The sequence below is a fragment of the Vibrio parahaemolyticus genome (genome assembly GCF_900460535.1).
GTDB lineage: Bacteria > Pseudomonadota > Gammaproteobacteria > Enterobacterales > Vibrionaceae > Vibrio > Vibrio parahaemolyticus.
The window spans coordinates 235,296-258,971 of the sequence record NZ_UHIL01000001.1; the positions used below are offsets into that span (position 1 = coordinate 235,296).

General features: G+C 47.4%; 16 protein-coding genes, 2 tRNA genes and 3 rRNA genes. 13 read left to right on the forward strand and 8 right to left on the reverse strand.

Annotation, left to right across the window (positions count from 1 at the left end):
- Window positions 1-13: 13 nt before the first annotated feature.
- The gene (glyQ, locus tag DYB02_RS01265; protein WP_005458688.1) at window positions 14-931 is read right to left on the reverse strand and encodes a glycine--tRNA ligase subunit alpha; all 918 of its coding nucleotides are present in this window, start codon (window positions 929-931) and stop codon (window positions 14-16) included.
- A 481-nt stretch (window positions 932-1,412) separates the two neighbouring features.
- Between glyQ and DYB02_RS01270 the strand changes: the two genes are divergently transcribed.
- Window positions 1,413-1,967 carry a TMEM165/GDT1 family protein gene (locus tag DYB02_RS01270; protein WP_005458690.1) on the forward strand — a complete coding sequence of 185 codons (555 nt, stop codon included), beginning with the start codon at window positions 1,413-1,415 and terminating at the stop codon, window positions 1,965-1,967.
- A 206-nt stretch (window positions 1,968-2,173) separates the two neighbouring features.
- Complete coding sequence (locus DYB02_RS01275) at window positions 2,174-2,434, forward strand: hypothetical protein (RefSeq protein ID WP_005497541.1); 261 nt, start codon at window positions 2,174-2,176, stop codon at window positions 2,432-2,434.
- A gap of 44 nt (window positions 2,435-2,478) precedes the next feature.
- Here the strand turns inward: DYB02_RS01275 and tusA are convergent, their stop codons facing one another.
- A complete protein-coding gene (gene tusA, locus DYB02_RS01280; RefSeq protein WP_005426051.1) occupies window positions 2,479-2,727 on the reverse strand; it encodes a sulfurtransferase TusA in 249 nt (82 codons plus the stop codon).
- Window positions 2,728-2,859: 132 nt separating this feature from the next.
- Here tusA and DYB02_RS01285 point away from each other — a divergent pair, with 132 nt between their 5' ends.
- Both DYB02_RS01285 and DYB02_RS01290 read left to right on the forward strand, forming a co-directional pair.
- Window positions 2,860-3,042 (forward strand): hypothetical protein, encoded by a 183-nt coding sequence (locus DYB02_RS01285; RefSeq protein ID WP_005458692.1) that lies wholly within the window; start codon window positions 2,860-2,862, stop codon window positions 3,040-3,042.
- Window positions 3,043-3,207: 165 nt separating this feature from the next.
- Window positions 3,208-4,149, forward strand: a complete 942-nt coding sequence (locus DYB02_RS01290) for a LysR family transcriptional regulator (RefSeq protein ID WP_005458693.1) — start codon at window positions 3,208-3,210, stop codon at window positions 4,147-4,149.
- A 75-nt stretch (window positions 4,150-4,224) separates the two neighbouring features.
- On the opposite strand, the gene acuI is transcribed toward DYB02_RS01290, so the two are convergent.
- The 3 genes from acuI to fadB all read right to left on the reverse strand — a co-directional run bounded on the left by acuI (window position 4,225) and on the right by fadB (window position 8,807).
- Window positions 4,225-5,205 carry an acrylyl-CoA reductase (NADPH) gene (gene acuI / locus DYB02_RS01295; protein ID WP_029845702.1) on the reverse strand — a complete coding sequence of 327 codons (981 nt, stop codon included), beginning with the start codon at window positions 5,203-5,205 and terminating at the stop codon, window positions 4,225-4,227.
- 239 nt (window positions 5,206-5,444) lie between these two features.
- The gene (gene fadA / locus DYB02_RS01300) at window positions 5,445-6,620 is read right to left on the reverse strand and encodes an acetyl-CoA C-acyltransferase FadA (RefSeq protein ID WP_021822830.1); all 1,176 of its coding nucleotides are present in this window, start codon (window positions 6,618-6,620) and stop codon (window positions 5,445-5,447) included.
- A gap of 15 nt (window positions 6,621-6,635) precedes the next feature.
- On the reverse strand, window positions 6,636-8,807 hold the full coding sequence (fadB, locus tag DYB02_RS01305) for a fatty acid oxidation complex subunit alpha FadB (protein ID WP_029806127.1): 2,172 nt from the start codon (window positions 8,805-8,807) through the stop codon (window positions 6,636-6,638).
- A 257-nt stretch (window positions 8,808-9,064) separates the two neighbouring features.
- On the opposite strand from fadB, the gene DYB02_RS01310 reads away from it, so the two are divergent.
- The 8 genes from DYB02_RS01310 to rrf all read left to right on the forward strand — a co-directional run bounded on the left by DYB02_RS01310 (window position 9,065) and on the right by rrf (window position 17,358).
- Window positions 9,065-9,688, forward strand: coding sequence for a YigZ family protein (locus DYB02_RS01310; protein ID WP_017449305.1), 624 nt, complete (start codon window positions 9,065-9,067; stop codon window positions 9,686-9,688).
- Between the two features lie 46 nt (window positions 9,689-9,734).
- Complete coding sequence (locus DYB02_RS01315) at window positions 9,735-11,192, forward strand: TrkH family potassium uptake protein (protein ID WP_005465049.1); 1,458 nt, start codon at window positions 9,735-9,737, stop codon at window positions 11,190-11,192.
- Window positions 11,193-11,201: 9 nt separating this feature from the next.
- Window positions 11,202-11,729 (forward strand): menaquinone-dependent protoporphyrinogen IX dehydrogenase, encoded by a 528-nt coding sequence (gene hemG, locus DYB02_RS01320; RefSeq protein ID WP_029806128.1) that lies wholly within the window; start codon window positions 11,202-11,204, stop codon window positions 11,727-11,729.
- A gap of 455 nt (window positions 11,730-12,184) precedes the next feature.
- Window positions 12,185-13,737: ribosomal RNA gene (locus DYB02_RS01330) — 16S ribosomal RNA — on the forward strand.
- Between the two features lie 65 nt (window positions 13,738-13,802).
- A tRNA-Ile gene (locus DYB02_RS01335) sits at window positions 13,803-13,879 on the forward strand.
- A gap of 41 nt (window positions 13,880-13,920) precedes the next feature.
- Window positions 13,921-13,996 (forward strand) — tRNA-Ala (locus DYB02_RS01340).
- Between the two features lie 264 nt (window positions 13,997-14,260).
- Window positions 14,261-17,151 (forward strand): 23S ribosomal RNA (locus DYB02_RS01345).
- Between the two features lie 91 nt (window positions 17,152-17,242).
- A 5S ribosomal RNA gene (gene rrf / locus DYB02_RS01350) occupies window positions 17,243-17,358 on the forward strand.
- Together the 16S, 23S and 5S rRNA genes with 2 tRNA genes alongside form the textbook arrangement of a ribosomal RNA operon.
- 110 nt (window positions 17,359-17,468) lie before the next feature.
- Here rrf and ilvY read toward each other — a convergent pair.
- The gene (ilvY, locus tag DYB02_RS01355; RefSeq protein ID WP_021822358.1) at window positions 17,469-18,359 is read right to left on the reverse strand and encodes an HTH-type transcriptional activator IlvY; all 891 of its coding nucleotides are present in this window, start codon (window positions 18,357-18,359) and stop codon (window positions 17,469-17,471) included.
- Window positions 18,360-18,502: 143 nt separating this feature from the next.
- Between ilvY and ilvC the strand changes: the two genes are divergently transcribed.
- Entirely contained in the window at window positions 18,503-19,987 is a 1,485-nt protein-coding gene (ilvC, locus tag DYB02_RS01360; RefSeq protein WP_029806821.1) for a ketol-acid reductoisomerase, read from the forward strand.
- Window positions 19,988-20,170: 183 nt separating this feature from the next.
- Here ilvC and ubiK read toward each other — a convergent pair whose 3' ends face one another.
- On the reverse strand, window positions 20,171-20,422 hold the full coding sequence (gene ubiK / locus DYB02_RS01365) for a ubiquinone biosynthesis accessory factor UbiK (RefSeq protein WP_005487540.1): 252 nt from the start codon (window positions 20,420-20,422) through the stop codon (window positions 20,171-20,173).
- 131 nt (window positions 20,423-20,553) lie between these two features.
- Entirely contained in the window at window positions 20,554-23,676 is a 3,123-nt protein-coding gene (gene vmeD / locus DYB02_RS01375) for a multidrug efflux RND transporter permease subunit VmeD (protein ID WP_029806083.1), read from the reverse strand.

A 23,676-nucleotide genomic window follows, 5' to 3' on the forward strand; every position in this document is an offset into this window, starting at 1 on the left:
GTTACTCTACCCCTTACGCTTGTTCTTTCTTACACATTGGGAAGCCAAGAGCTTCACGCGATGCGTAGTATGCTTCTGCTACTGCTTTAGTCAGATTGCGGATGCGCAGGATGTAACGTTGACGCTCTGTAACAGAGATTGCTTTGCGTGCGTCTAACAAGTTGAACGCGTGTGCCGCTTTCAAGATGCGCTCGTAAGCAGGCAGAGGTAGCGGTTTTTCTAGCTCGAGTAGTTCTTTCGATTCTTTTTCACACTGGTCGAAGAAGCTGAATAGGAAATCAACGTCTGCGTGTTCGAAGTTGTAAGTTGATTGCTCAACTTCGTTTTGGTGGAAAATGTCACCGTAAGTTACCTTGCTGCCGTCTGGCGCGATGTTCCAAGTTAGGTCGTAAACAGAGTCTACTTCTTGGATGTACATTGCTAGACGTTCGATACCGTAAGTGATCTCACCCGTTACCGGTTTACACTCAAGGCCGCCAACTTGTTGGAAGTAAGTAAACTGAGTTACTTCCATGCCGTTTAGCCAAACTTCCCAGCCTAGACCCCATGCGCCTAGTGTTGGGTTTTCCCAGTTGTCTTCTACGAAACGGATGTCGTGTACAAGTGGGTCAATACCAAGAACTTCAAGGGAGCCAAGGTACAACTCTTGAATATTGTCAGGCGATGGTTTTAGCGCTACTTGGAATTGGTAGTAGTGCTGAAGACGGTTAGGGTTTTCACCGTAACGGCCATCAGTAGGACGACGTGAAGGTTGTACGTAAGCTGTCGACATTGGCTCTGGGCCAAGCGCTCGTAGACAGGTCATTGGGTGAGAGGTACCCGCACCCACTTCCATATCTAGCGGTTGAACAATGGTACAACCATTTTGAGCCCAATAATCCTGCAGCGCGAGGATCATTCCCTGGAAGGTTTTGATATCGTATTTTTGCATAAGTCAGGTTCGCGCGATTCTCTAGTTACTCATTAATTCGTCTCGTATGCCGAGTTTTTCAACTCAAACAAGGGCGATAAAGAGTAATTACGGTTGAATAAAATAACAATCAAGTATAACCAGATATTGAGCATGGGAGTAGAGCTAATCTTGATTAATTCGTGGGCAATTTTCTCCTTTAATGAATTTTTACCGCGTTATCTGCTGTATTTTTCCTAAAAGGGAGTTTTCACCTGCTTTGACTCTTGTGATGCGCAACAAAGGTGGCTAGAATTGCGCCTGTCTTTGGGGAGTAGCTTACCTGATGAAGTCTCTGTTTCATCCGGTTCGTTCGTCAACATAATTGGTGCAAAATCACCATGGCGTTCGAGACTTGAAGCCTTTCAAGTTTAGCAAGACCTTAGACAAATCATCACGAACCGGGGTGGGGCGTGAGGTTTGTCTATGGTTAAAATAATTATCCCGCCCCAATGAGCATGTCGTGAGCGTTTTAGCTATTTCAATTACTACTGTGGCGTTAGCAGAAATTGGCGATAAGACCCAATTGCTATCCCTATTACTTGCCAGTCGTTACCGCAAACCCATTCCAATTATTGCAGCCATCTTTTTGGCGACCATTGCCAACCACGCTTTAGCTGCATGGTTAGGTGTGGTAGTGGCCGACTATCTATCTCCTGATGTTTTAAAATGGGTGCTGGTGGTCAGTTTTGTTGCCATGGCCGCTTGGGTTCTGATCCCAGACAAACTGGATGACGACGAAGAGATCTCGAATCGTGGACCATTCATTGCCAGCTTTATTGCCTTCTTTGTCGCCGAAATCGGTGATAAAACTCAGATTGCGACTTCCATTCTAGGCGCGCAATACGCGGATGCGCTGAGTTGGGTCATACTTGGCACTACCATTGGTATGCTGTTGGCCAACGTGCCAGTGGTGTTGATTGGTAAGCTTTCAGCAGACAAGATGCCATTGGGTTTGATCCGTAAAGTAACCGCTATTTTATTCGTGTTGTTGGCTATTGGTGCGGCCTTCTTTTAATGGTTTGAAGCAGATAACGTAGCCTGAAAAGGAAAAACGTTATCTGCAAACAATCGTTAAAATGGTGCGAATTATCAATAACTAGCGAATTAGTGGCGCAGCTCAAACTCTGACTTAAAATCGCTCCGTAGCGTGACGGATGACATATTAGTGTCATACTTGTCATGGTAGTTTAATGGTGTGAATGATAGCGAGAGGGCAAGTTTATGCTTACACGTTACATGGGGATGACCCCAAAGAGTCAGAGTTATTTATTCACCTTTGGTTTGGCGCTGTGCTTGTTAGCGATGGTACTGACTGATATGTGGTTGCCGATTGTGGCAGGGACGTTCATTCTTACTGGCTTGACGGTTGAAGCGTGGATTCGGGTGGCGCACATTATTCCAATGCATGAAGAAATACGTGCGATGCAGAAACAACTTAACAAACTCCAATCTGAAGTTCGCACACTAGAATATGACGAATAAACAAACGGCAGCCCACTGGGCTGCCGTTTTTGATCTCACTGAGATTATTCCAAACCTTTCTTAATCAGGTACTGATAAGGCAGTTGTTCTGTTTGCGCTGCAATCAGCTGGTGATCCATAAAGCGGCAGAAACTCGGAATATCTCGAGTTGTCGATGGGTCGTCCGCTTTTACTAGCAAAACCTCACCATCTTGCATGTTGCGAATTGTCTTCCTGACCATCATCACTGGCTCTGGGCAGCGCAGTCCTTCCGCCTCTAACGTTTTTGTTGCCAGTTCAGGATTAAAGCTCATAGTGTGATTCTCGTAACTAACTTAGCGGTGAATTTTACGTTCGTTGAAAAAATATTCAATAACCACTTGGCAAACGGATTTTTTTGTTTTACCTTAAATTAACAATTTGGTAACAACTGGCAGGGAGAGGCGATGTTAACAGCGTTAGACAGACTCACGATTTACTCAGTGCTGTGTTTTATCTCGTTCTGTGCATTGGTACTTAGAACGCCAGCTGAAACCTCATTGATGCCTTTAGCAGGCATGAGTGCAACCATTATTGGGATTTGGATTGAGATGCACAAATGGTCAGGTGCATCAGAGCAAGAGAATTAGCGCCTCTTGCCTCAATCAAACATGAACAATACCGCTCACCTATTTTTACCAACACTTCATTCCGACACTATCCCCATTTTTCTTGGGCTTCCCCGCTGAAAGGCGGGATTTTTTTTGCCTGAAGAGTACAATTTGATAAAACCCTCGCATTGTAAGTGGCAAATCGTGGAACTAGAAGACATCTATCGCCGAGATCTGAATTTATTAGTCGCGTTGCGTGTACTGATTGAAGAAAGCAGCGTCAGTAAGGCGGCAACTCGCCTTAATTTAAGCCAATCGGCGATGAGTCGTGTGTTAGGGCGATTACGCGATCTGCTTGGTGATCCGCTGTTTACGCGCCAAGGTCAGCACTTGATCCCAACCCAAAAAGCGCTAGAAATTGATCGCTCTTTAGGTGAACCGTTGGAATCGCTGCGCCAATTGTTGTCGCCCGTCGAGTTCGATCCTCAGCAGTGCGATCAGACGTTCACCATCGCGACCACGGACTACGCTATGCAAACTATCCTGCCGTTTGCTTTACCGCGCATTTATCAAGAAGCGCCGAATGTGTCGTTTAACTTTTTGCCTTTGCAGCATGACCGTTTATCCGATCAGTTGACTTATGAAGGGGCCGATCTCGCCATTTGTCGCCCAACTGGCCCCGTAGAGCCGCTGCGTAGCGAGATTCTTGGTCGCGTTGGCGTGTTGTGTTTACTGTCCAAACAGCATCCTTTGGCGAATCAAGAGATGAGTTTGGACGACTATTTGAGCCACCCTCACGCGATGATTGCCATCAGTGACGGAGTGAAAGCGTTGATTGAGCAAGCTTTAATCGACAAGCCGCAACGCAAAATGGTGCTGCGTGCGTACCATTTAGAAGCTGCGCTGGCGATTGTGGATACTCTGCCTATCATCATTACCGTTCCGGCAGATTTGGCGTATCTGGTTGCTGAGCGCTATGACCTAGTCGTAAAACCGTTGCCATTCCAATTTACGCCTTTTGATTACTCGATGATTTGGCATGCGCGCTGTGAGCATTCTCCTGCTCAAGAATGGCTGCGCTCCGTTGTGCGTGAAGAGTGCAGCAGGCTGATTGCGAAGCGAATCGAAGACATGGGATTGAACTGATAATAAAAGAGCCAGCAACGCTGGCTCTATTTACGTGAAGTGCTGACTTGTAGCTTGATAACGATAGCTTTATAGCTACAGCTTGATGACTACGCGACCCGTTACTTGGCCGTTGGTAATATCTTCGGCGTATTTGGGCGCTTCAGCGAGCTCTACTTCAGTACACGCTTGCTCGAAGTAGCTGTCTGGTAGTAGCTCAACCAGTTTTTCCCACGCTGCGATGCGTTTTTCGGTTGGACACATCACGGAATCCACACCTTGCAGACGCACATTACGTAGGATGAACGGCATTACTGTGGTTGGCAGGTCAAAACCGCCAGCAAGACCACACGCCGCGACGGCGCTGTTGTAATCCATTTGCGCCAATACTTTCGCTAGCACTTTGCTGCCAACGGTGTCGACTGCGCCAGCCCAAATTTGTTTTTCTAGTGGGCGTGCAGGCTCTTCAAATTCAACACGGTCGATGATGCGACTTGCGCCCAGTTTTTCTAAAAGCGGACCGTTTTGTTCAACACGACCAGTAACGGCTGCCACTTTGTAGCCCAGTTGAGCCAGAAGCGTCACTGCCACCGAACCTACGCCGCCACTGGCGCCAGTGACAAGGATTTCGCCAGCTTCTGGTTTGATGTTAGCATCCAGCAGAGCTTGAACACACAGCATTGCGGTAAAGCCAGCTGTACCGACCATCATTGCTTTTTTGCTGTCTAAGCCTTTTGGTAGAGGAACCAACCAATCCGCTTTTAGACGAGCACGTTGCGCCATACCGCCCCAGTGGTTTTCGCCGACACCCCAGCCAGTAAGAACGACTTTATCGCCTGCTTGGTAGCGTGCATCGTCAGAGCTTACGACCGTACCTGCTAGATCAATGCCTGGTACCATTGGGAAGTTGCGGATGATTTTACCTTTCCCTGTGATCGCAAGGCCGTCCTTGTAGTTTAACGATGAGTAATCAACGTCAATCAGTACGTCGCCTTCCGGCAGTTGTGTTTCATCGATTTGTTCGATGTTTGCGATAGTACGTTTGTCTTCTTGGTTTAGAACTAGAGCATTAAACATAAGGTTCTCCGAGTGTGCGATAGCGCGGCAGGAATGCCACGAGCAGCAAGCCATTAACTGCCTGTAAGTGTATGCCTTCTTTATTTATGAATAAAATGAAACTTCATCATCTAATTTATGCGTTTTGTGCATAAATTATAGGGTGCCTAATAAAAGAAAAGGCGACATAAGATGCCGCCTTAAGTGTAATACCAAATTTTGCTGGTATTGGTTGATTACCTAACTGGTGATGTTAAGGGCTACGGGCGCTCAAAGACAGTAGCGATACCCTGACCAAGACCGATACACATGGTCGCAAGGCCGTATTTGGCGTCCTTGGCTTCCATTAGGTTGATAAGCGTTGTTGAGATACGTGCGCCAGAACAACCCAATGGGTGACCTAGAGCAATCGCGCCGCCATTCAGGTTCACTTTTTCGTCCATCACCTCAAGCAGACCTAGGTCTTTCGCACATGGCAGAGATTGCGCTGCAAACGCTTCGTTTAGCTCGACAACGTCCATATCTTCAATTGCAAGGCCTGCACGTTTGAGCGCTTTTTGCGTTGCAGGTACAGGGCCGTAACCCATGATGGATGGATCGCAACCTGCGATCGCCATGCCTTTGATTCGTGCGCGAATCTTCAAACCAAGTTCATTGGCTTTCTCTTCGCTCATGATCAGCATTGCGGATGCACCATCGGATAGGGCTGAAGATGTACCGGCTGTTACGGTGCCGCTCGCTGGGTCGAATACCGGACGAAGTTGAGACAGACCTTCAACGGTGGTCTCTGGACGAATCACTTCATCGTAATCTAACTGGAACAACGTACCGTCTGCTGCGTGGCCTTCGGTTGGTAGGATTTCGTTTTTAAAGCGACCTTCCAATGTTGCTGCGTGAGCACGAGCGTGAGAGCGCGCCGCAAACTCATCTTGTTGCTCACGGCTGATACCATGAAGCTTACCAAGCATTTCAGCGGTTAAACCCATCATACCAGCGGCTTTGGCGACATTTTTCGACATGCCAGGGTGGAAGTCCACACCGTGGTTCATTGGTACGTGACCCATGTGCTCGACACCGCCGATCAGGCAAATTTCCGCGTCACCTGTCATGATTGCTCGAGTACCATCATGCAGGGCTTGCATAGATGAGCCACACAGACGGTTCACGGTTACTGCGCCAATCTCAATTGGTAGGCCAGCAAGCAGCGCTGCATTACGCGCGATGTTAAAGCCTTGCTCAAGCGTTTGTTGCACACAGCCCCAGTAGATGTCTTCAATCTCACTTGGGTTCACTTGCGGGTTGCGTGCCAGAATGCCTTTCATTAGGTGCGCAGAAAGGTCTTCTGCACGAGTATGACGGAAAGCACCACCTTTAGAGCGACCCATTGGGGTACGTAGACAATCGACTACGACAACGTTTCTGGTTTGATTAGTCATTTTGGGAATCCCTCCTTAGATAGAACCTTGCTGTTGCGCGCCGTAGAAGCTTTCGCCTTTCGCCGCCATATCAATCAACATTTGCGGAACATGGTACATCGCGCCTAGATCAGCGTGCTGTTTTGCCATTTCAACAAATTCAGCAATACCTACGCTGTCTAGGTAGCGGAATACACCGCCGCGGAATGGAGGGAAACCAAGGCCGTAAACCAGCGCCATATCTGCTTCTTGAGGAGTTGCAATAATGCCTTCTTGCAGACACAGCACCACTTCGTTGATCATCGGAATCATCATACGTTGGATGATGGTCTGCTCATCGAACTCTTGTTTATCCGCGCAGACGTCTGCCAGTACTGGCAAGATATCTTCAGTGAAGGTTTTCTTAGGCTTACCTTTTTTATCAATGGTGTAGCTATAGAAACCGTTGCCATTCTTCTGACCGTATTTGTTGGCTTCGAATAGAGCATCAATCGCGTCACGACCTTGTTTACCCATTCGCTCAGGGAAACCTTCTGCCATCACCGCTTGTGCGTGGTGCGCAGTATCGATGCCGACTACATCAAGCAAGTACGCCGGGCCCATCGGCCAGCCAAATTTGCGTTCCATGACTTTGTCGACTTTAGTGAAGTCTGCACCGTCACGAAGCAACATGCTGAAACCGCCAAAGTACGGGAATAATACGCGGTTGACGAAGAATCCCGGACAGTCGTTCACGACGATTGGGGATTTACCCATTTTCGCTGCGTAAGCCACTACGCGGTTGATGGTTTCATCAGAAGTTTTCTCACCACGGATGATTTCAACCAAAGGCATGCGATGCACAGGGTTAAAGAAGTGCATACCACAGAAATTTTCTGGGCGTTTAAGTGATTGTGCCAATAGGTTGATTGGAATCGTCGATGTGTTTGATGTAATGACGGTGTCTTCACCAACGTGCGATTCGACTTCGCTCAGTACCGTTGCTTTTACTTTTGGATTTTCGACAACGGCTTCAACAATCACATCTGAGTTTTCGATGCCTGCGTAATGTAGGCTTGGGGTAATTGATGCCAAAATTCCCGCCATCTTGAAGCCGTCGATACGACCTTGAGCAAGGCGTTTGTTCAGCAGTTTAGACGCTTCGGTCATGCCTAAATCGAGAGATGGTTGGGCGATGTCTTTCATCAATACTGGCACGCCTTTCAGCGCAGATTGGTAAGCGATGCCACCACCCATTATGCCTGCGCCTAATACCGCTGCTCGCTCAGTGTCTTTGCTTGCTGATTTCGCCGCTTTTTTCGCGATGCCTTTGATGTATTGGTCGTTGAGGAACAGACCAACCAGAGCTTTGGCTTCTTCTGATTTCGCGAGTTTAACGAAGTATTTGCGTTCAATGTCGAGCGCTTCGTTACGTGCAAAGCGTGCGCCTTCTTCAATCGTAATAACTGCAGTCATTGGCGCAGGGTAGTGTGGGCCCGCTTTTTGTGCCACTAGGCCTTTTGCCATCGTGAAGCTCATCATTGACTCTAGCTTGCTGAGTGTCAGTGGCGAGGTTTTTTGTTTACGACGTGCTTGCCAATCGAGCTTTTCGTTGATAGCTGAAGTCAGTGTTTGCAATGCGGATTCATACAACGCATCAGTTTCAACCACAGCATCCAATAAACCAATCTTCAAGGCCTCATCTGCACGACATGCTTTGCCTTGCGTGATGATTTCCATCGCGCTATCTGCACCGATAACACGCGGCAAACGCACACAACCACCAAAGCCTGGCATGATGCCCAGTTTGGTTTCTGGTAGGCCAATGCTGGTGGTCTTGTCACCGATACGCATATCGGTAGCCAGCACGCATTCACAGCCGCCGCCAAGTGTGTGACCTTTAAGTACTGAGATTGTCGGAATGGGTAAGTCTTCTAGTTTATTGAAGATGCTATTGGCAAATTGTAGCCATTGAGCGAGCTCGGCGTTTGTTTTAGCGAAGAGGCCCAAGAATTCAGTGATGTCTGCGCCAACGATGAACGCGTCTTTATCTGAAGTGAGCATTAAGCCTTTTAGACCTTGATGTGAAGTCAACGCATCAAGAGCCTTATCGAGAGACTCTAGCGTTGCTAGGTCGAGCTTGTTTACGGATTTAGGGGAGCAGAAGCTCAGTTCTGCTATGCCATCTTGTATTTCCTTTACCTGTAGGGTGTCGGCTTGGTAAATCATTGTCTATCTCCATGACATACAATCGTGGATTGTCTGTATACCTATTGTTAGTGCTGAATTCGTCGGCAAATAAGTATCGAGGAAGTCGTTTATTCTTATTCTGGTTTGACCAGTAAAGTTAGTTTGGATCGCGGATTGTTTAATTTCAATACATTTTTTAAACAAGTGTTTAACATTGTGCGCTATGGCAGATCTTATGCGACTCTGAATTCACTCTCGTGATAGACTTCGAGCAAAGTAAACATTGACCTAATGCTATGAATGACCAGCCTTATCTGATTCCCTCAGCGCCAGCTCTGTTTGAAGAAGAAATCAAAAAAAGTGTCTTTATTACCTACCTCGCACACACGCCAAGCGTTGATGCGGCGAAGGCGTTTGTTGATCAAATTAAAGCCAAACACTCGGATGCAAGACACAATTGCTGGGGATTCGTAGCGGGCAGACCTGAAGATTCAATGAAATGGGGCTTTAGCGATGACGGCGAGCCGTCCGGGACTGCTGGCAAGCCAATTTTGGCACAGCTATCGGGCTCTGGCGTGGGAGAAATCACTGCGGTAGTGACGCGATATTCAGGGGGCATCAAGCTTGGTACTGGCGGTTTAGTCAAAGCTTACGGCGGTGGGGTGCAGCAAGCTCTCAAGCTGCTTCAAACTATTGAGAAAAAAATAACCACAAAACTCAGACTAACGTTAGACTATGGGTTTATGCCTATTGCACAGTCGATCATGCCTCAATTTGGTGCGGTAGAAGTCGCTGCTGAATATAGCGATCAGGTAATATTAGTGGTGGAAATTGAGCTTCGTGAAGTGAGCGCGTTTACCCAAGCTATCATCAATAAAAGTGGGGCAAAGGCAATTGTAACCCCACTCGACGGACAATAATGAAAACCAGGAAGCAACAGGGACAGCTTCGCTAGTCAATCAATCCATGCAATTTCGTTCAATTATTCGAATCGTCGGGCTTTTGCTCGCGCTTTTTAGTGTCACCATGTTGGCACCCGCACTGGTTGCGCTTCTTTATCGAGACGGCGCTGGTGTACCTTTTGTCACGACTTTTTTTGTGCTGCTTTTTTGTGGAGCGATGTGTTGGTTTCCTAACCGTCGGCATAAACATGAGCTCAAATCACGTGATGGCTTTCTTATTGTTGTTCTTTTCTGGACGGTTTTGGGCAGCGCGGGTTCGCTTCCATTTTTAATCGCAGATAATCCCAACATTTCTGTGACTGACGCTTTTTTTGAATCCTTCTCTGCTTTAACTACGACAGGGGCGACCGTTATTGTCGGACTTGACGAGTTACCTAAAGCGATTTTGTTCTACCGCCAATTTCTACAATGGTTTGGTGGGATGGGGATCATCGTACTTGCGGTCGCTATTTTGCCAGTGTTGGGCATCGGTGGGATGCAGTTGTACCGCGCAGAAATTCCGGGTCCAGTGAAAGATACCAAAATGACCCCGCGCATAGCCGAGACAGCAAAAGCGCTGTGGTACATCTATTTAAGCCTGACAATCGCTTGTGCGGTTGCTTTTTGGCTCGCGGGCATGACGCCGTTTGATGCTATCAGCCACAGCTTCTCTACCATTGCGATTGGTGGCTTCTCAACTCACGATGCCAGCATGGGCTACTTCGACAGTTACGCGATTAACCTGATTACCGTAGTGTTCTTGCTGATCTCTGCTTGTAACTTCACTCTGCACTTTGCGGCATTTGCCTCTGGTGGGGTTCATCCTAAGTATTACTGGAAAGACCCGGAGTTCCGCGCATTCATCTTTATTCAGGTGTTACTGTTTTTGGTTTGCTTCTTACTACTATTGAAGCACCACTCTTACACATCACCTTATGATGCGTTTGACCAAGCATTGTTCCAAACTGTCTCAATTTCGACAACCGCAGGTTTCACCACAACCGGTTTTGCAGATTGGCCATTGTTCTTGCCAGTGCTGTTACTGTTCTCCTCTTTTATAGGAGGATGCGCAGGTTCGACCGGTGGTGGTATGAAAGTGATCCGCATTCTGCTCCTTACCTTACAAGGTGCGCGTGAACTTAAACGTTTGGTTCACCCTCGTGCGGTTTACACCATCAAAGTCGGAGGCAGTGCATTACCGCAACGTGTGGTCGATGCTGTATGGGGATTCTTCTCAGCATACGCGTTAGTGTTTGTGGTATGTATGTTGGGTTTGATTGCAACAGGCATGGATGAGTTAAGTGCATTCTCTGCCGTAGCAGCGACACTCAACAACCTTGGCCCTGGATTGGGCGAAGTCGCACTTCACTTTGGTGATGTAAACGACAAAGCGAAATGGGTGCTGATCGTCTCCATGCTATTTGGTCGTCTGGAAATCTTTACCTTACTTATTCTACTCACGCCGACGTTTTGGCGTAGTTAAGGGGAAATCGTGGCAAAAGCATTATTTCTATACTCTTCTCGTGAAGGGCAAACCAAAAAAATCTTCCACTATATAGAAGAGCAATTAACAGACTTTGAATGTGAGCTGGTGGATTTACATAATGTAGAGACGATGGATTTCAACCAATATGAAAAAGTGCTCATTGGTGCCTCTATTCGTTATGGTCACTTAAATAAGAAGCTATACCAATTTATTGAACGCAACCTCACTCAGCTAGAACAGAATAAAGTGGCTTTCTTCTGTGTGAACTTAACCGCCCGCAAAGAAGACCAAGGGAAAGATACCCCAGAAGGAAGTGCCTACATTCGTAAGTTCCTAATCAAATCTCCTTGGAAGCCAACATTAATTGGAGTCTTCGCTGGTGCCCTTTATTATCCGCGCTACGGTTGGTTCGACAAAATGATGATCAAGTTCATTATGTCGATGACTGGTGGTGAAACGGACACGACTAAAGAAGTGGAGTACACCAACTGGGAAAAAGTGGCTCTTTTCGCGGATAAATTCAAAGAACTGTAGAAATAACGTGCTCTTTTAAGTGGTTTTGCTGCAATTTCATCCGAACGATAAAAAAATCAAAAAAAACGTAAAAAAGGGCTTGCCAATGTGATCGCAATCTCTATAATGCCACCTCGCTGACACGGCAACGCTTCGAAAGAAACGAAGTCGAGGTTAGCAAGCCAAATTAGCCAAGCGGAAATGCTAGAAGAAAGTTTGAAAAAAGTGATTGACACTAAACTTTAACTCGCTAAAATGGCCGTCCTGTTTTGAGCAAAGCTCAACAGGAAAAGCTCTTTAACAATATAGACCTATCAATCTGTGTGGGCACTCGTTGATGATAATCCAATTCGATACTTCGGTATCAAATTAGGTTTCAATGAAACGAAGTGACCATTGAATCTTCGGATTCAGCACAGTCAATTCAAACATTACTTTATGTAATGTTCAGTATTCATTGAGCCGAACAAAATCTTAAATTGAAGAGTTTGATCATGGCTCAGATTGAACGCTGGCGGCAGGCCTAACACATGCAAGTCGAGCGGAAACGAGTTATCTGAACCTTCGGGGAACGATAACGGCGTCGAGCGGCGGACGGGTGAGTAATGCCTAGGAAATTGCCCTGATGTGGGGGATAACCATTGGAAACGATGGCTAATACCGCATGATGCCTACGGGCCAAAGAGGGGGACCTTCGGGCCTCTCGCGTCAGGATATGCCTAGGTGGGATTAGCTAGTTGGTGAGGTAAGGGCTCACCAAGGCGACGATCCCTAGCTGGTCTGAGAGGATGATCAGCCACACTGGAACTGAGACACGGTCCAGACTCCTACGGGAGGCAGCAGTGGGGAATATTGCACAATGGGCGCAAGCCTGATGCAGCCATGCCGCGTGTGTGAAGAAGGCCTTCGGGTTGTAAAGCACTTTCAGTCGTGAGGAAGGCGGGTACGTTAATAGCGTATTCGTTTGACGTTAGCGACAGAAGAAGCACCGGCTAACTCCGTGCCAGCAGCCGCGGTAATACGGAGGGTGCGAGCGTTAATCGGAATTACTGGGCGTAAAGCGCATGCAGGTGGTTTGTTAAGTCAGATGTGAAAGCCCGGGGCTCAACCTCGGAATTGCATTTGAAACTGGCAGACTAGAGTACTGTAGAGGGGGGTAGAATTTCAGGTGTAGCGGTGAAATGCGTAGAGATCTGAAGGAATACCGGTGGCGAAGGCGGCCCCCTGGACAGATACTGACACTCAGATGCGAAAGCGTGGGGAGCAAACAGGATTAGATACCCTGGTAGTCCACGCCGTAAACGATGTCTACTTGGAGGTTGTGGCCTTGAGCCGTGGCTTTCGGAGCTAACGCGTTAAGTAGACCGCCTGGGGAGTACGGTCGCAAGATTAAAACTCAAATGAATTGACGGGGGCCCGCACAAGCGGTGGAGCATGTGGTTTAATTCGATGCAACGCGAAGAACCTTACCTACTCTTGACATCCAGAGAACTTTCCAGAGATGGATTGGTGCCTTCGGGAACTCTGAGACAGGTGCTGCATGGCTGTCGTCAGCTCGTGTTGTGAAATGTTGGGTTAAGTCCCGCAACGAGCGCAACCCTTATCCTTGTTTGCCAGCGAGTAATGTCGGGAACTCCAGGGAGACTGCCGGTGATAAACCGGAGGAAGGTGGGGACGACGTCAAGTCATCATGGCCCTTACGAGTAGGGCTACACACGTGCTACAATGGCGCATACAGAGGGCAGCCAACTTGCGAAAGTGAGCGAATCCCAAAAAGTGCGTCGTAGTCCGGATTGGAGTCTGCAACTCGACTCCATGAAGTCGGAATCGCTAGTAATCGTGGATCAGAATGCCACGGTGAATACGTTCCCGGGCCTTGTACACACCGCCCGTCACACCATGGGAGTGGGCTGCAAAAGAAGTAGGTAGTTTAACCTTCGGGGGGACGCTTACCACTTTGTGGTTCATGACTGGGGTGAAGTCGTAACAAGGTAGCGCTAGGGGAACCTGGCGCTGGATCACCTCCTTAAACGATGATTACTCACGATGAGTGTCCACACAGATTGATACGGTTTATGTAAAAGAGACGATACTGGGTCTGTAGCTCAGGTGGTTAGAGCGTTCGCCTGATAAGCGAGAGGTCGGTGGTTCGAGTCCACTCAGACCCACCAATTCCTTTTAGGGAGTTGGCATACAGTATCGACACCTTGATGGGGCTATAGCTCAGCTGGGAGAGCGCCTGCCTTGCACGCAGGAGGTCTGCGGTTCGATCCCGCATAGCTCCACCATCTTTAAGCGCATTCGATGAGTGCTTTTAAAAATGGTTACTTCATTAGAAGTGATTAGCTCTTTAACAATTTGGAAAGCTGACAAAACAACAATTTATTGTTGTTTGTAAAGTTCTCAATGTTTGTCTTTAAGACAAACACCAAAATAACACATTCAAGTGTTCTTGGAATTTGAGTCCGGCAAAATCGAGTCTGCATCATGTATAAAAATTGCAGACAACTTTGGTGACTTGTTCATCAGCTCGAAACTCCTTCGGGTTGTATGGTTAAGTGACTAAGCGTACACGGTGGATGCCTTGGCAGTCAGAGGCGATGAAAGACGTAGTAACTTGCGATAAGCCCAGATTAGGTAGTAACAACCATTTGAGTCTGGGATTTCTGAATGGGGAAACCCACGTGCATAAGCACGTATCCTTACCTGAATACATAGGGTAAGGAGGCGAACCGGGGGAACTGAAACATCTAAGTACCCCGAGGAAAAGAAATCAACCGAGATTCCGAAAGTAGCGGCGAGCGAAATTGGACTAGCCCTTAAGCTTTACACGCGTTAGACGAACGGTCTGGAAAGTCCGACGATACAGGGTGATAGTCCCGTAGTTGACGACGTGTGTTCAGTGAAATCGAGTAGGGCGGGACACGTGATATCCTGTCTGAATATGGGGGGACCATCCTCCAAGGCTAAATACTACTGACTGACCGATAGTGAACCAGTACCGTGAGGGAAAGGCGAAAAGAACCCCTGTGAGGGGAGTGAAATAGAACCTGAAACCGTGTACGTACAAGCAGTAGGAGCAGGCTTTGTCCTGTGACTGCGTACCTTTTGTATAATGGGTCAGCGACTTATATTCAGTGGCAAGGTTAACCATCTAGGGGAGCCGTAGGGAAACCGAGTCTTAACTGGGCGTTCAGTCTCTGGATATAGACCCGAAACCAGGTGATCTAGCCATGGGCAGGTTGAAGGTTGAGTAACATCAACTGGAGGACCGAACCGACTAATGTTGAAAAATTAGCGGATGACTTGTGGCTAGGGGTGAAAGGCCAATCAAACCTGGAGATAGCTGGTTCTCCCCGAAAGCTATTTAGGTAGCGCCTCGGACGAATACTACTGGGGGTAGAGCACTGTTAAGGCTAGGGGGTCATCCCGACTTACCAACCCTTTGCAAACTCCGAATACCAGTAAGTACTATCCGGGAGACACACGGCGGGTGCTAACGTCCGTCGTGGAGAGGGAAACAACCCAGACCGCCAGCTAAGGTCCCAAATTACTACTAAGTGGGAAACGATGTGGGAAGGCTCAGACAGCCAGGATGTTGGCTTAGAAGCAGCCATCATTTAAAGAAAGCGTAATAGCTCACTGGTCGAGTCGGCCTGCGCGGAAGATGTAACGGGGCTAAGTAGTAAACCGAAGCTGCGGCAATATACTTTTGTATATTGGGTAGGGGAGCGTTCTGTAAGCGGTTGAAGGTGTGTGGTAACGCATGCTGGACGTATCAGAAGTGCGAATGCTGACATGAGTAACGATAAAGGGGGTGAAAAACCTCCTCGCCGGAAGACCAAGGGTTCCTGTCCAACGTTAATCGGGGCAGGGTAAGTCGACCCCTAAGGCGAGGCCGAAAGGCGTAGTCGATGGGAAACGGGTTAATATTCCCGTACTTCTTACAATTGCGATGGGGGGACGGAGAAGGCTAGGTGGGCCTGGCGACGGTTGTCCAGGTTCAAGTGCGTAGGCTTAAGAGTTAGGTAAATCCGGCTCTTTTTAAGGCTGAGACACGACGTCGAGCACCTACGGGTGTGAAGTCATTGATGCCATGCTTCCAGGAAAAGCCTCTAAGCTTCAGATTGTAAGGAATCGTACCCCAAACCGACACAGGTGGTCGGGTAGAGAATACCAAGGCGCTTGAGAGAACTCGGGTGAAGGAACTAGGCAAAATGGTACCGTAACTTCGGGAGAAGGTACGCTCTCGACGGTGAAGTCCCTTGCGGATGGAGCTATTGAGAGTCGCAGATACCAGGTGGCTGCAACTGTTTATTAAAAACACAGCACTGTGCAAAATCGTAAGATGACGTATACGGTGTGACGCCTGCCCGGTGCCGGAAGGTTAATTGATGGGGTTAGACTTCGGTCGAAGCTCTTGATCGAAGCCCCGGTAAACGGCGGCCGTAACTATAACGGTCCTAAGGTAGCGAAATTCCTTGTCGGGTAAGTTCCGACCTGCACGAATGGCGTAATGATGGCCACGCTGTCTCCACCCGAGACTCAGTGAAATTGAAATCGCTGTGAAGATGCAGTGTACCCGCGGCTAGACGGAAAGACCCCGTGAACCTTTACTACAGCTTGGCACTGAACATTGACCCTACATGTGTAGGATAGGTGGGAGGCTTTGAAGCACGTACGCCAGTATGTGTGGAGCCGTCCTTGAAATACCACCCTTGTAGTGTTGATGTTCTAACGTCGACCCCTAATCGGGGTTGCGGACAGTGCCTGGTGGGTAGTTTGACTGGGGCGGTCTCCTCCCAAAGAGTAACGGAGGAGCACGAAGGTGGGCTAATCACGGTTGGACATCGTGAGGTTAGTGCAATGGCATAAGCCCGCTTGACTGCGAGAATGACAATTCGAGCAGGTGCGAAAGCAGGTCATAGTGATCCGGTGGTTCTGAATGGAAGGGCCATCGCTCAACGGATAAAAGGTACTCCGGGGATAACAGGCTGATACCGCCCAAGAGTTCATATCGACGGCGGTGTTTGGCACCTCGATGTCGGCTCATCACATCCTGGGGCTGAAGTCGGTCCCAAGGGTATGGCTGTTCGCCATTTAAAGTGGTACGCGAGCTGGGTTTAGAACGTCGTGAGACAGTTCGGTCCCTATCTGCCGTGGGCGTTGGAAGATTGAAGGGGGCTGCTCCTAGTACGAGAGGACCGGAGTGGACGAACCTCTGGTGTTCGGGTTGTGTCGCCAGACGCATTGCCCGGTAGCTAAGTTCGGAATCGATAACCGCTGAAAGCATCTAAGCGGGAAGCGAGCCCTGAGATGAGTCTTCCCTGATACTTTAAGTATCCTAAAGGGTTGTCGGAGACTACGACGTTGATAGGTCAGGTGTGTAAGTGCTGTGAGGCATTGAGCTAACTGATACTAATTGCCCGTGAGGCTTAACCATACAACACCCAAGGGGTTTTGATGGACTCGAAGAAAGAACAGAATTGAATGTGTAGAGAACACAAAAACAGCTTTCCGAATTAAAGAATTTGCTTGGCGACCATAGCGTTTTGGACCCACCTGACTCCATTCCGAACTCAGAAGTGAAACGAAATAGCGCCGATGGTAGTGTGGGGTTTCCCCATGTGAGAGTAGGACATCGCCAGGCTTTAAATTTGAAAAAGCCCACTCGAAAGAGTGGGCTTTTTTGCATTTCAGAGTTCTGAAAATTAGGGTTATAAAAAATAACCCAAGTAATTCGAATCCAAATACCCATTATTAAGGTGCAATGTATTTACTCTCCGCCACCTTCCAAAAAGCTTTCACTAATGGGTTTTCTAACTGATTTTTGGTGCAACAGACACCAAGTTCAAATGGCTTAATTGGCAATACTTTTAAGCGATTAATCTTTTCCCTTACTGGACTGTTGTTGATTACGACATCCGGTGCGATACCCACCCCACATCCCAATGCAACCATGCTTACGATGGCCTCATGTCCTGACGTTTGCGCGTAGATATTCGGCTTTATTTTCATTTTTTTGAGCCAAGTATTAGCCCTGTCCCTTGCTGTGCCTGCTTCCGGAAGAATGAATGGAATGATTGACCAATCTGGCTGCTCCTTTTGCAATTCCTCAGCAAATGAACTGACACCGACAGGAGCGATGACAGACAGAGGGATTTCACTGATCGTTTCAAACGCGATTTTGTTTGGCATCTGCTCCGATTTGGCTGAGATGGCAATATCGGCTTCATCTGCTAGTATTTTGTCGATTGCTTGAGCTGGGTCACCGGTTGATAGCTTAAATTCAATAAAAGGATGCTGAAGACGAAAATCGGAAATTAACTCTGGTAAATGGCTGTAGCTGGCGGTCACCGAACAAAAGAGACGAATTTCCCCCTTTAGCTCGCCTTCGGTTCCTTTTATATGGTTTTGATACTGTTGCCATTCACTAAGAATTTTTAACGCGACAGGCATTAATTTTTTGCCTTGGGTTGTCTGCTCTACACTGCGGTTATCGCGAGCAAACAGCTGTTGATTTGTTTCTTCTTCCAACTTTTGTATTTGTCGACTGAGGGCAGAAGGACTGATGTGCATGGCTGCAGCGGTTTTGGCAAAACTTTTACTCTCACAGAGATGAATGAAAAGTTGCAGGCTTTTGATATTCATTAAATCTTCATTTCCATGTTGCATAAATTGCAATAAGTAATTGTGAATATATCACTTTAAGCAACGTTATGTCTGTTTTAGTATGAAGTTATTCGGTAAGACGGTTACCGACCTTTATGGAAGAATGTTTAAGGAGCACCCTGATGGCTAACTATTTCAATACCCTAAACTTGCGAGAGCAATTGGATCAACTTGGTCGTTGTCGCTTTATGGACCGTGAAGAATTTGTATCTGAAGCGGATTACCTGAAAGGTAAAAAAGTGGTCATTGTGGGCTGTGGTGCTCAAGGTCTAAACCAAGGCCTAAACATGCGCGATTCTGGTCTTGATGTGTCTTACGCACTACGTCAAGCTGCGATCGATGAACAGCGTCAATCGTTTAAAAACGCCAAAAATAATGGCTTTGAAGTTGGTAGCTACGAAACGCTAATTCCTCAAGCAGATCTGGTTGTTAACTTAACGCCAGACAAACAGCACACTAACGTTGTTGAGACGGTGATGCCACTAATGAAAGAAGGCGCTGCACTAGGTTACTCTCACGGTTTCAACGTTGTGGAAGAAGGCATGCAGATTCGTAAAGATCTGACCGTTGTCATGGTTGCTCCTAAGTGTCCTGGTACAGAGGTTCGTGAAGAATACAAACGTGGTTTTGGTGTTCCTACCCTAATCGCGGTTCATCCAGAGAATGATCCGAAAGGTGACGGTTGGGATATCGCGAAAGCTTGGGCTGCAGCTACAGGTGGTCACCGTGCGGGTTGTCTTGAGTCTTCTTTTGTCGCTGAGGTGAAATCAGACCTAATGGGTGAGCAAACCATTCTATGTGGCATGCTACAAGCGGGGTCTATCGTATGTTACGAGAAGATGATTGCTGAAGGCATTGATCCGGGTTATGCAGGTAAGCTACTGCAGTACGGTTGGGAAACCATTACGGAAGCTCTGAAATTCGGTGGTATCACTCACATGATGGACCGTCTATCTAATCCTGCGAAAATCAAGGCGTTCGAGCTTTCTGAAGAATTAAAAGACCTAATGCGTCCACTATATAACAAGCACATGGACGATATTATCTCTGGTCATTTCTCTAGCACCATGATGGCTGACTGGGCAAATGATGATAAAAATCTTCTAGGATGGCGTGCAGAAACTGGTGAAACTGCATTTGAAAATTACCCAGAAACGGACATTGAGATTTCTGAGCAAGAGTACTTCGACAACGGCATTCTAATGATTGCAATGGTCCGTGCTGGGGTTGAACTGGCATTTGAAGCGATGACAGCTTCTGGAATCATCGATGAATCAGCATACTACGAGTCTCTACATGAACTTCCGTTGATTGCTAATACTATCGCACGTAAGCGTCTATATGAGATGAACGTGGTTATCTCTGATACGGCTGAATACGGTAACTACCTATTTGCTAACGTAGCAACGCCTTTATTACGTGAGAAATTCATGCCTTCTGTTGGTACAGATGTTATTGGTAAAGGCCTAGGCGAAACGTCTAACCAAGTGGATAACGCGACTCTTATCGCAGTGAACGAGACTATCCGTAACCACCCAGTGGAATACATTGGCGAAGAACTACGTGGCTACATGACGGATATGAAGCGCATCGCGGTTGGTGGCTAATTCCCTTCGCTGCACAGCATTGAAGATATTAAATGAACTCCAGACAGATTGGAGTCGATAAATACAAAAAACACGACATCTAATTAAAAGGCTTGGTCTCCGTTGACCAAGCCTTTTCGTTTTTAGTCGATTTGTCCATGTGCTGATAAGAAAAACGCTCCTGTCGAAGGAGCGTTTAGGGGCTTATTTATCAGCTAGCTTTTCTTCAAGCTCGGCTAATTTCTTTTCCATTTCCGTCAGCTTTTGACGCGTACGTAGTAAAACTTGAGTTTGAACATCAAATTCTTCGCGGCTTACTACATCTAGCTTATTTAGTTGGCCTTGGATTACTTGGCGAACTTTTTGATCAACGTCTGCGCCTAGCTCTTTTACTGGTGCTGGCATTGAGTCATGAATTTGTTTAGCAATTTGCTCTAATTTCTTTGGGTCAAACATAGTGGCTAAAACTCCTTTTGATTTGCCGACATTCTAAGTAAATGATACGGGAAAGTCGCCATTTAGATGGTAAAAAAGAGAGCGGCAATAAAAAAGGTCACCGAAGTGACCTTTTTCTTAGCTTCTTGAGCTTATTTGTTTTCTGCTAGCTCGCGGTGCGCCGCTTTCGCTTCATCAACTCGAGCTAACTTTTCCAAGTCTTTATCTTCAACAAAAACTGGCAGTGGTTTGTGTTTTTCAGCTAAGTAGCTGTAAATAACAGGTAGTACGAATAGTGTGAACAACGTACCAATTGCCAAACCAGCCACGATTACGATACCGATACTAAAGCGCTGTGCTGCGCCTGCACCCGTTGCGTACATGAGTGGGATAAGACCCGCAATCATTGCCGCAGTAGTCATAAGAATTGGACGCAGACGAACTTTCGCTGCTTCCATTACCGCATCGATTCGAGACAGTTTGTTGTGCAACTGCTCTTCTTTTGCTACTTCACAGATCAAGATACCGTGCTTGGTGATCAGGCCGACCAATGTAATCAGACCTACCTGCGAGTAGATGTTCATCGAGGCTGTGCCCCATGCCAACGCAATCAACGCACCACACACCGCCAGCGGTACCGATACCATGATAACAATCGGGTCACGAAGTGATTCGAATTGAATAGCAAGAACCAAGAAGATGATGGCTAACGCAAGACCAAATGTTGCGTATAGCGCGCTACCTTCCGTCACAAACTGACGTGCTTCACCCATGTAGTCGTGGTTGTAACCGGCAGGCAGTTTGTTCTGCGCTACGTCCTCGAACCAGTTAATTGCATCACCCATTGCGACGCCAGGCGATGGTACAGCACCAACGGTTGCTGAGTTCAGCTGGTTGAAGTGAGGCAGTGATCGAGGCTCGGCGACAACATCAATAGTGATCAGACTACCAAGTGGTACTGCTTTTCCATCCACAGAACGAACGTAGTAGTTCTTCATTGATTCTGGATTTAAACGCCATTTACGTTCAACTTGAGGAATTACCTCGTATGAACGGCCATTTAGGTCGATACGGTTTACGTAGCCATCAGCCATCATGGTGCTTAGCGTGATACCGATGTCTTGCATCGTCACACCGTATGCGCCCGCCTTGTCTTTATCGATTTTGATCTTCATGGTCGCAGAGTCGTAGTTCAGATCTAAGTCCGAGTAGACGAACATTGGACTGCTGGCTACGTCTGTCAGAACGTCACTTGCGATCGTAAACAAGCTTTCGAAGCTGTTTGGTGTCGTGATAACGAACTGAATTGGTAGACCTGAGCCCGCACCAGGCAGTTCTGGCATCTGGAATGCCGTGATTGACATGCCTGGTACGCTTGCAACTAATCCACCAACACGTTTGGTGATCTCAGATTGGCTGGCTTCACGCTCACTCCAAGGTTTAAGTGTCGCTAGACCAAACGCTTGGTTCGAGTTAGGAACACCGTTAAATACCTGCGCGTATTCTACCTCTGGTTGATCCGACAGAATCTTGTTTACATCGTTCATGGTGTTTTGGATGTAATCCAAGTTCGCGTTCGAAGGCGCCGTACCCATTAGTACAACCACACCTTTATCTTCCGAAGGTGCAAGTTCACTAGGAATGAACTTGAACAAGACTGGTAAGCTTGCAAATACAATGATTGCAAACGCAATAACAACCGGACGATGAGCCATTACCGCTTTCAACATGCCTTCGTAGCGAGTGGTCATGCCATCAAGGATATGGTGAACTTTTTGCTCAAACTTGCTTGGCTTCTCGTTCGCTTTCAGCATCTTCGAACACATCATTGGTGATAGTGTCAAAGCGATGATGCCGGATACGAATACTGAACCTGCCAGTGTCAAAGCGAACTCTTTGAACAGTGAACCGGTGATACCACCCATCAATGCGATCGGCGCGTACACTGCACCTAGCGTCAATGTCATCGCGATAACTGGAACCGCAATTTCACGCGTACCAATGATTGCAGCTCGGAATGGCGATTCCCCTTCTTTGATGTGACGGTCAACGTTTTCTAGTACAACGATCGCGTCATCCACCACCAGACCGATGGCAAGAACCATTGCCAGTAGCGTCATCAAGTTCCAAGAGAACCCCATTGCCTGCATCACCATTGCCACACCAATCAATGAAAGAGGAATGGTTACGATAGGAATGATTACCGCACGGAATGAGCCTAGGAACAGAGTGATAACCACAAGTACGATGACCGCTGCTTCCAGGATGGTTTTAACCACTTCGTGAATCGATTCGTTAATCGCAATCGTAGAGTCGTACATCACGTTCATTTTGATGTTGCTTGGTAGGTTGCGTTCAAGTTGAGGCAACAGATCAAGCACGTCTGCCGCGATGTTGATCGGGTTAGCACTTGGCGCTGCGTTGATCGCCGCAACCACAGCTTCTTGACCGTTTGCACTTGCGCGGTAAACGTCGTGACTCTTCTCTAGCGTTACTTTAGCGATATCACCTAGGCGAATCACATCCCCTTCACCAGTTTTCACAACTAAGGCTTCAAGTTCAGCAACGTTTGATACCTGAGTATCTGCGCTACCGTTGTAAAGCACGAACTCACCCGTTGCTTGACCCGTTGCAGATTGGTAGTTGTTGGCGTTAAGAACGTTCATCACATCCGTTGCAGTCAGCTTCAAAGCGCCCATTTTGGCAGGATCTAGCCATACGCGTAGTGCGTATTTCATACCACCATAGAGATCAACTTTGGACACACCGTTTACGGTGAACAACTGCGGGTTGATTACACGCTCAAGGTAGTCAGTGATCTGGCTTGAAGATAACTCGTCACTCGTAAAGCCGATGTACAGTACTGCTGTTGTCGAACCAGTCGACATGGTTACGGTTGGGTCTTCGGCTTCTTTTGGAAGCTGTGAACGTACCGAGTTGGTTTTCGCCAGAATGTCAGACAACGCCGCATTCGGGTCAGTATTCAACTTCATGTTTACAGTAATGGTCGATTTACCCAGTACCGATTGAGAAGTCATGTAATCAATGTTGTCGGCTTGTGCTACTGCTTGCTCCAAAGGCTGAGTAATAAAGCCTTGGATTAAGTTGGCACTTGCACCGTAGTAACTGGTGGTTACGGTAACCACCGTATTTGTCATTTCAGGGTATTCACGAACCTGCATTTTGAACACTGCTTGCAAACCAAGTAGTGCAATCAAAAAGCTGATCGATACCGCTAAAACTGGACGTTTTATAAAAACATCAGTAAAGCGCAT

What these genes read in the sequence shown, in the direction of transcription:
- tusA (WP_005426051.1), bottom strand. Translation starts at nt 2,727, where the DNA reads ATGAGCTTTAATCCTGAACTGGCAACAAAAACGTTAGAGGCGGAAGGA.
- fadB (WP_029806127.1), bottom strand. Translation starts at nt 8,807, where the DNA reads ATGATTTACCAAGCCGACACCCTACAGGTAAAGGAAATACAAGATGGC.
- fadA (WP_021822830.1), bottom strand. Translation starts at nt 6,620, where the DNA reads ATGACTAATCAAACCAGAAACGTTGTCGTAGTCGATTGTCTACGTACC.
- glyQ (WP_005458688.1), bottom strand. Translation starts at nt 931, where the DNA reads ATGCAAAAATACGATATCAAAACCTTCCAGGGAATGATCCTCGCGCTG.
- ilvY (WP_021822358.1), bottom strand. Translation starts at nt 18,359, where the DNA reads ATGAATATCAAAAGCCTGCAACTTTTCATTCATCTCTGTGAGAGTAAA.
- DYB02_RS01315 (WP_005465049.1), top strand. Translation starts at nt 9,735, where the DNA reads ATGCAATTTCGTTCAATTATTCGAATCGTCGGGCTTTTGCTCGCGCTT.
- DYB02_RS01275 (WP_005497541.1), top strand. Translation starts at nt 2,174, where the DNA reads ATGCTTACACGTTACATGGGGATGACCCCAAAGAGTCAGAGTTATTTA.
- DYB02_RS01285 (WP_005458692.1), top strand. Translation starts at nt 2,860, where the DNA reads ATGTTAACAGCGTTAGACAGACTCACGATTTACTCAGTGCTGTGTTTT.
- acuI (WP_029845702.1), bottom strand. Translation starts at nt 5,205, where the DNA reads ATGTTTAATGCTCTAGTTCTAAACCAAGAAGACAAACGTACTATCGCA.
- ilvC (WP_029806821.1), top strand. Translation starts at nt 18,503, where the DNA reads ATGGCTAACTATTTCAATACCCTAAACTTGCGAGAGCAATTGGATCAA.
- ubiK (WP_005487540.1), bottom strand. Translation starts at nt 20,422, where the DNA reads ATGTTTGACCCAAAGAAATTAGAGCAAATTGCTAAACAAATTCATGAC.
- vmeD (WP_029806083.1), bottom strand. Translation starts at nt 23,676, where the DNA reads ATGCGCTTTACTGATGTTTTTATAAAACGTCCAGTTTTAGCGGTATCG.
- DYB02_RS01310 (WP_017449305.1), top strand. Translation starts at nt 9,065, where the DNA reads ATGAATGACCAGCCTTATCTGATTCCCTCAGCGCCAGCTCTGTTTGAA.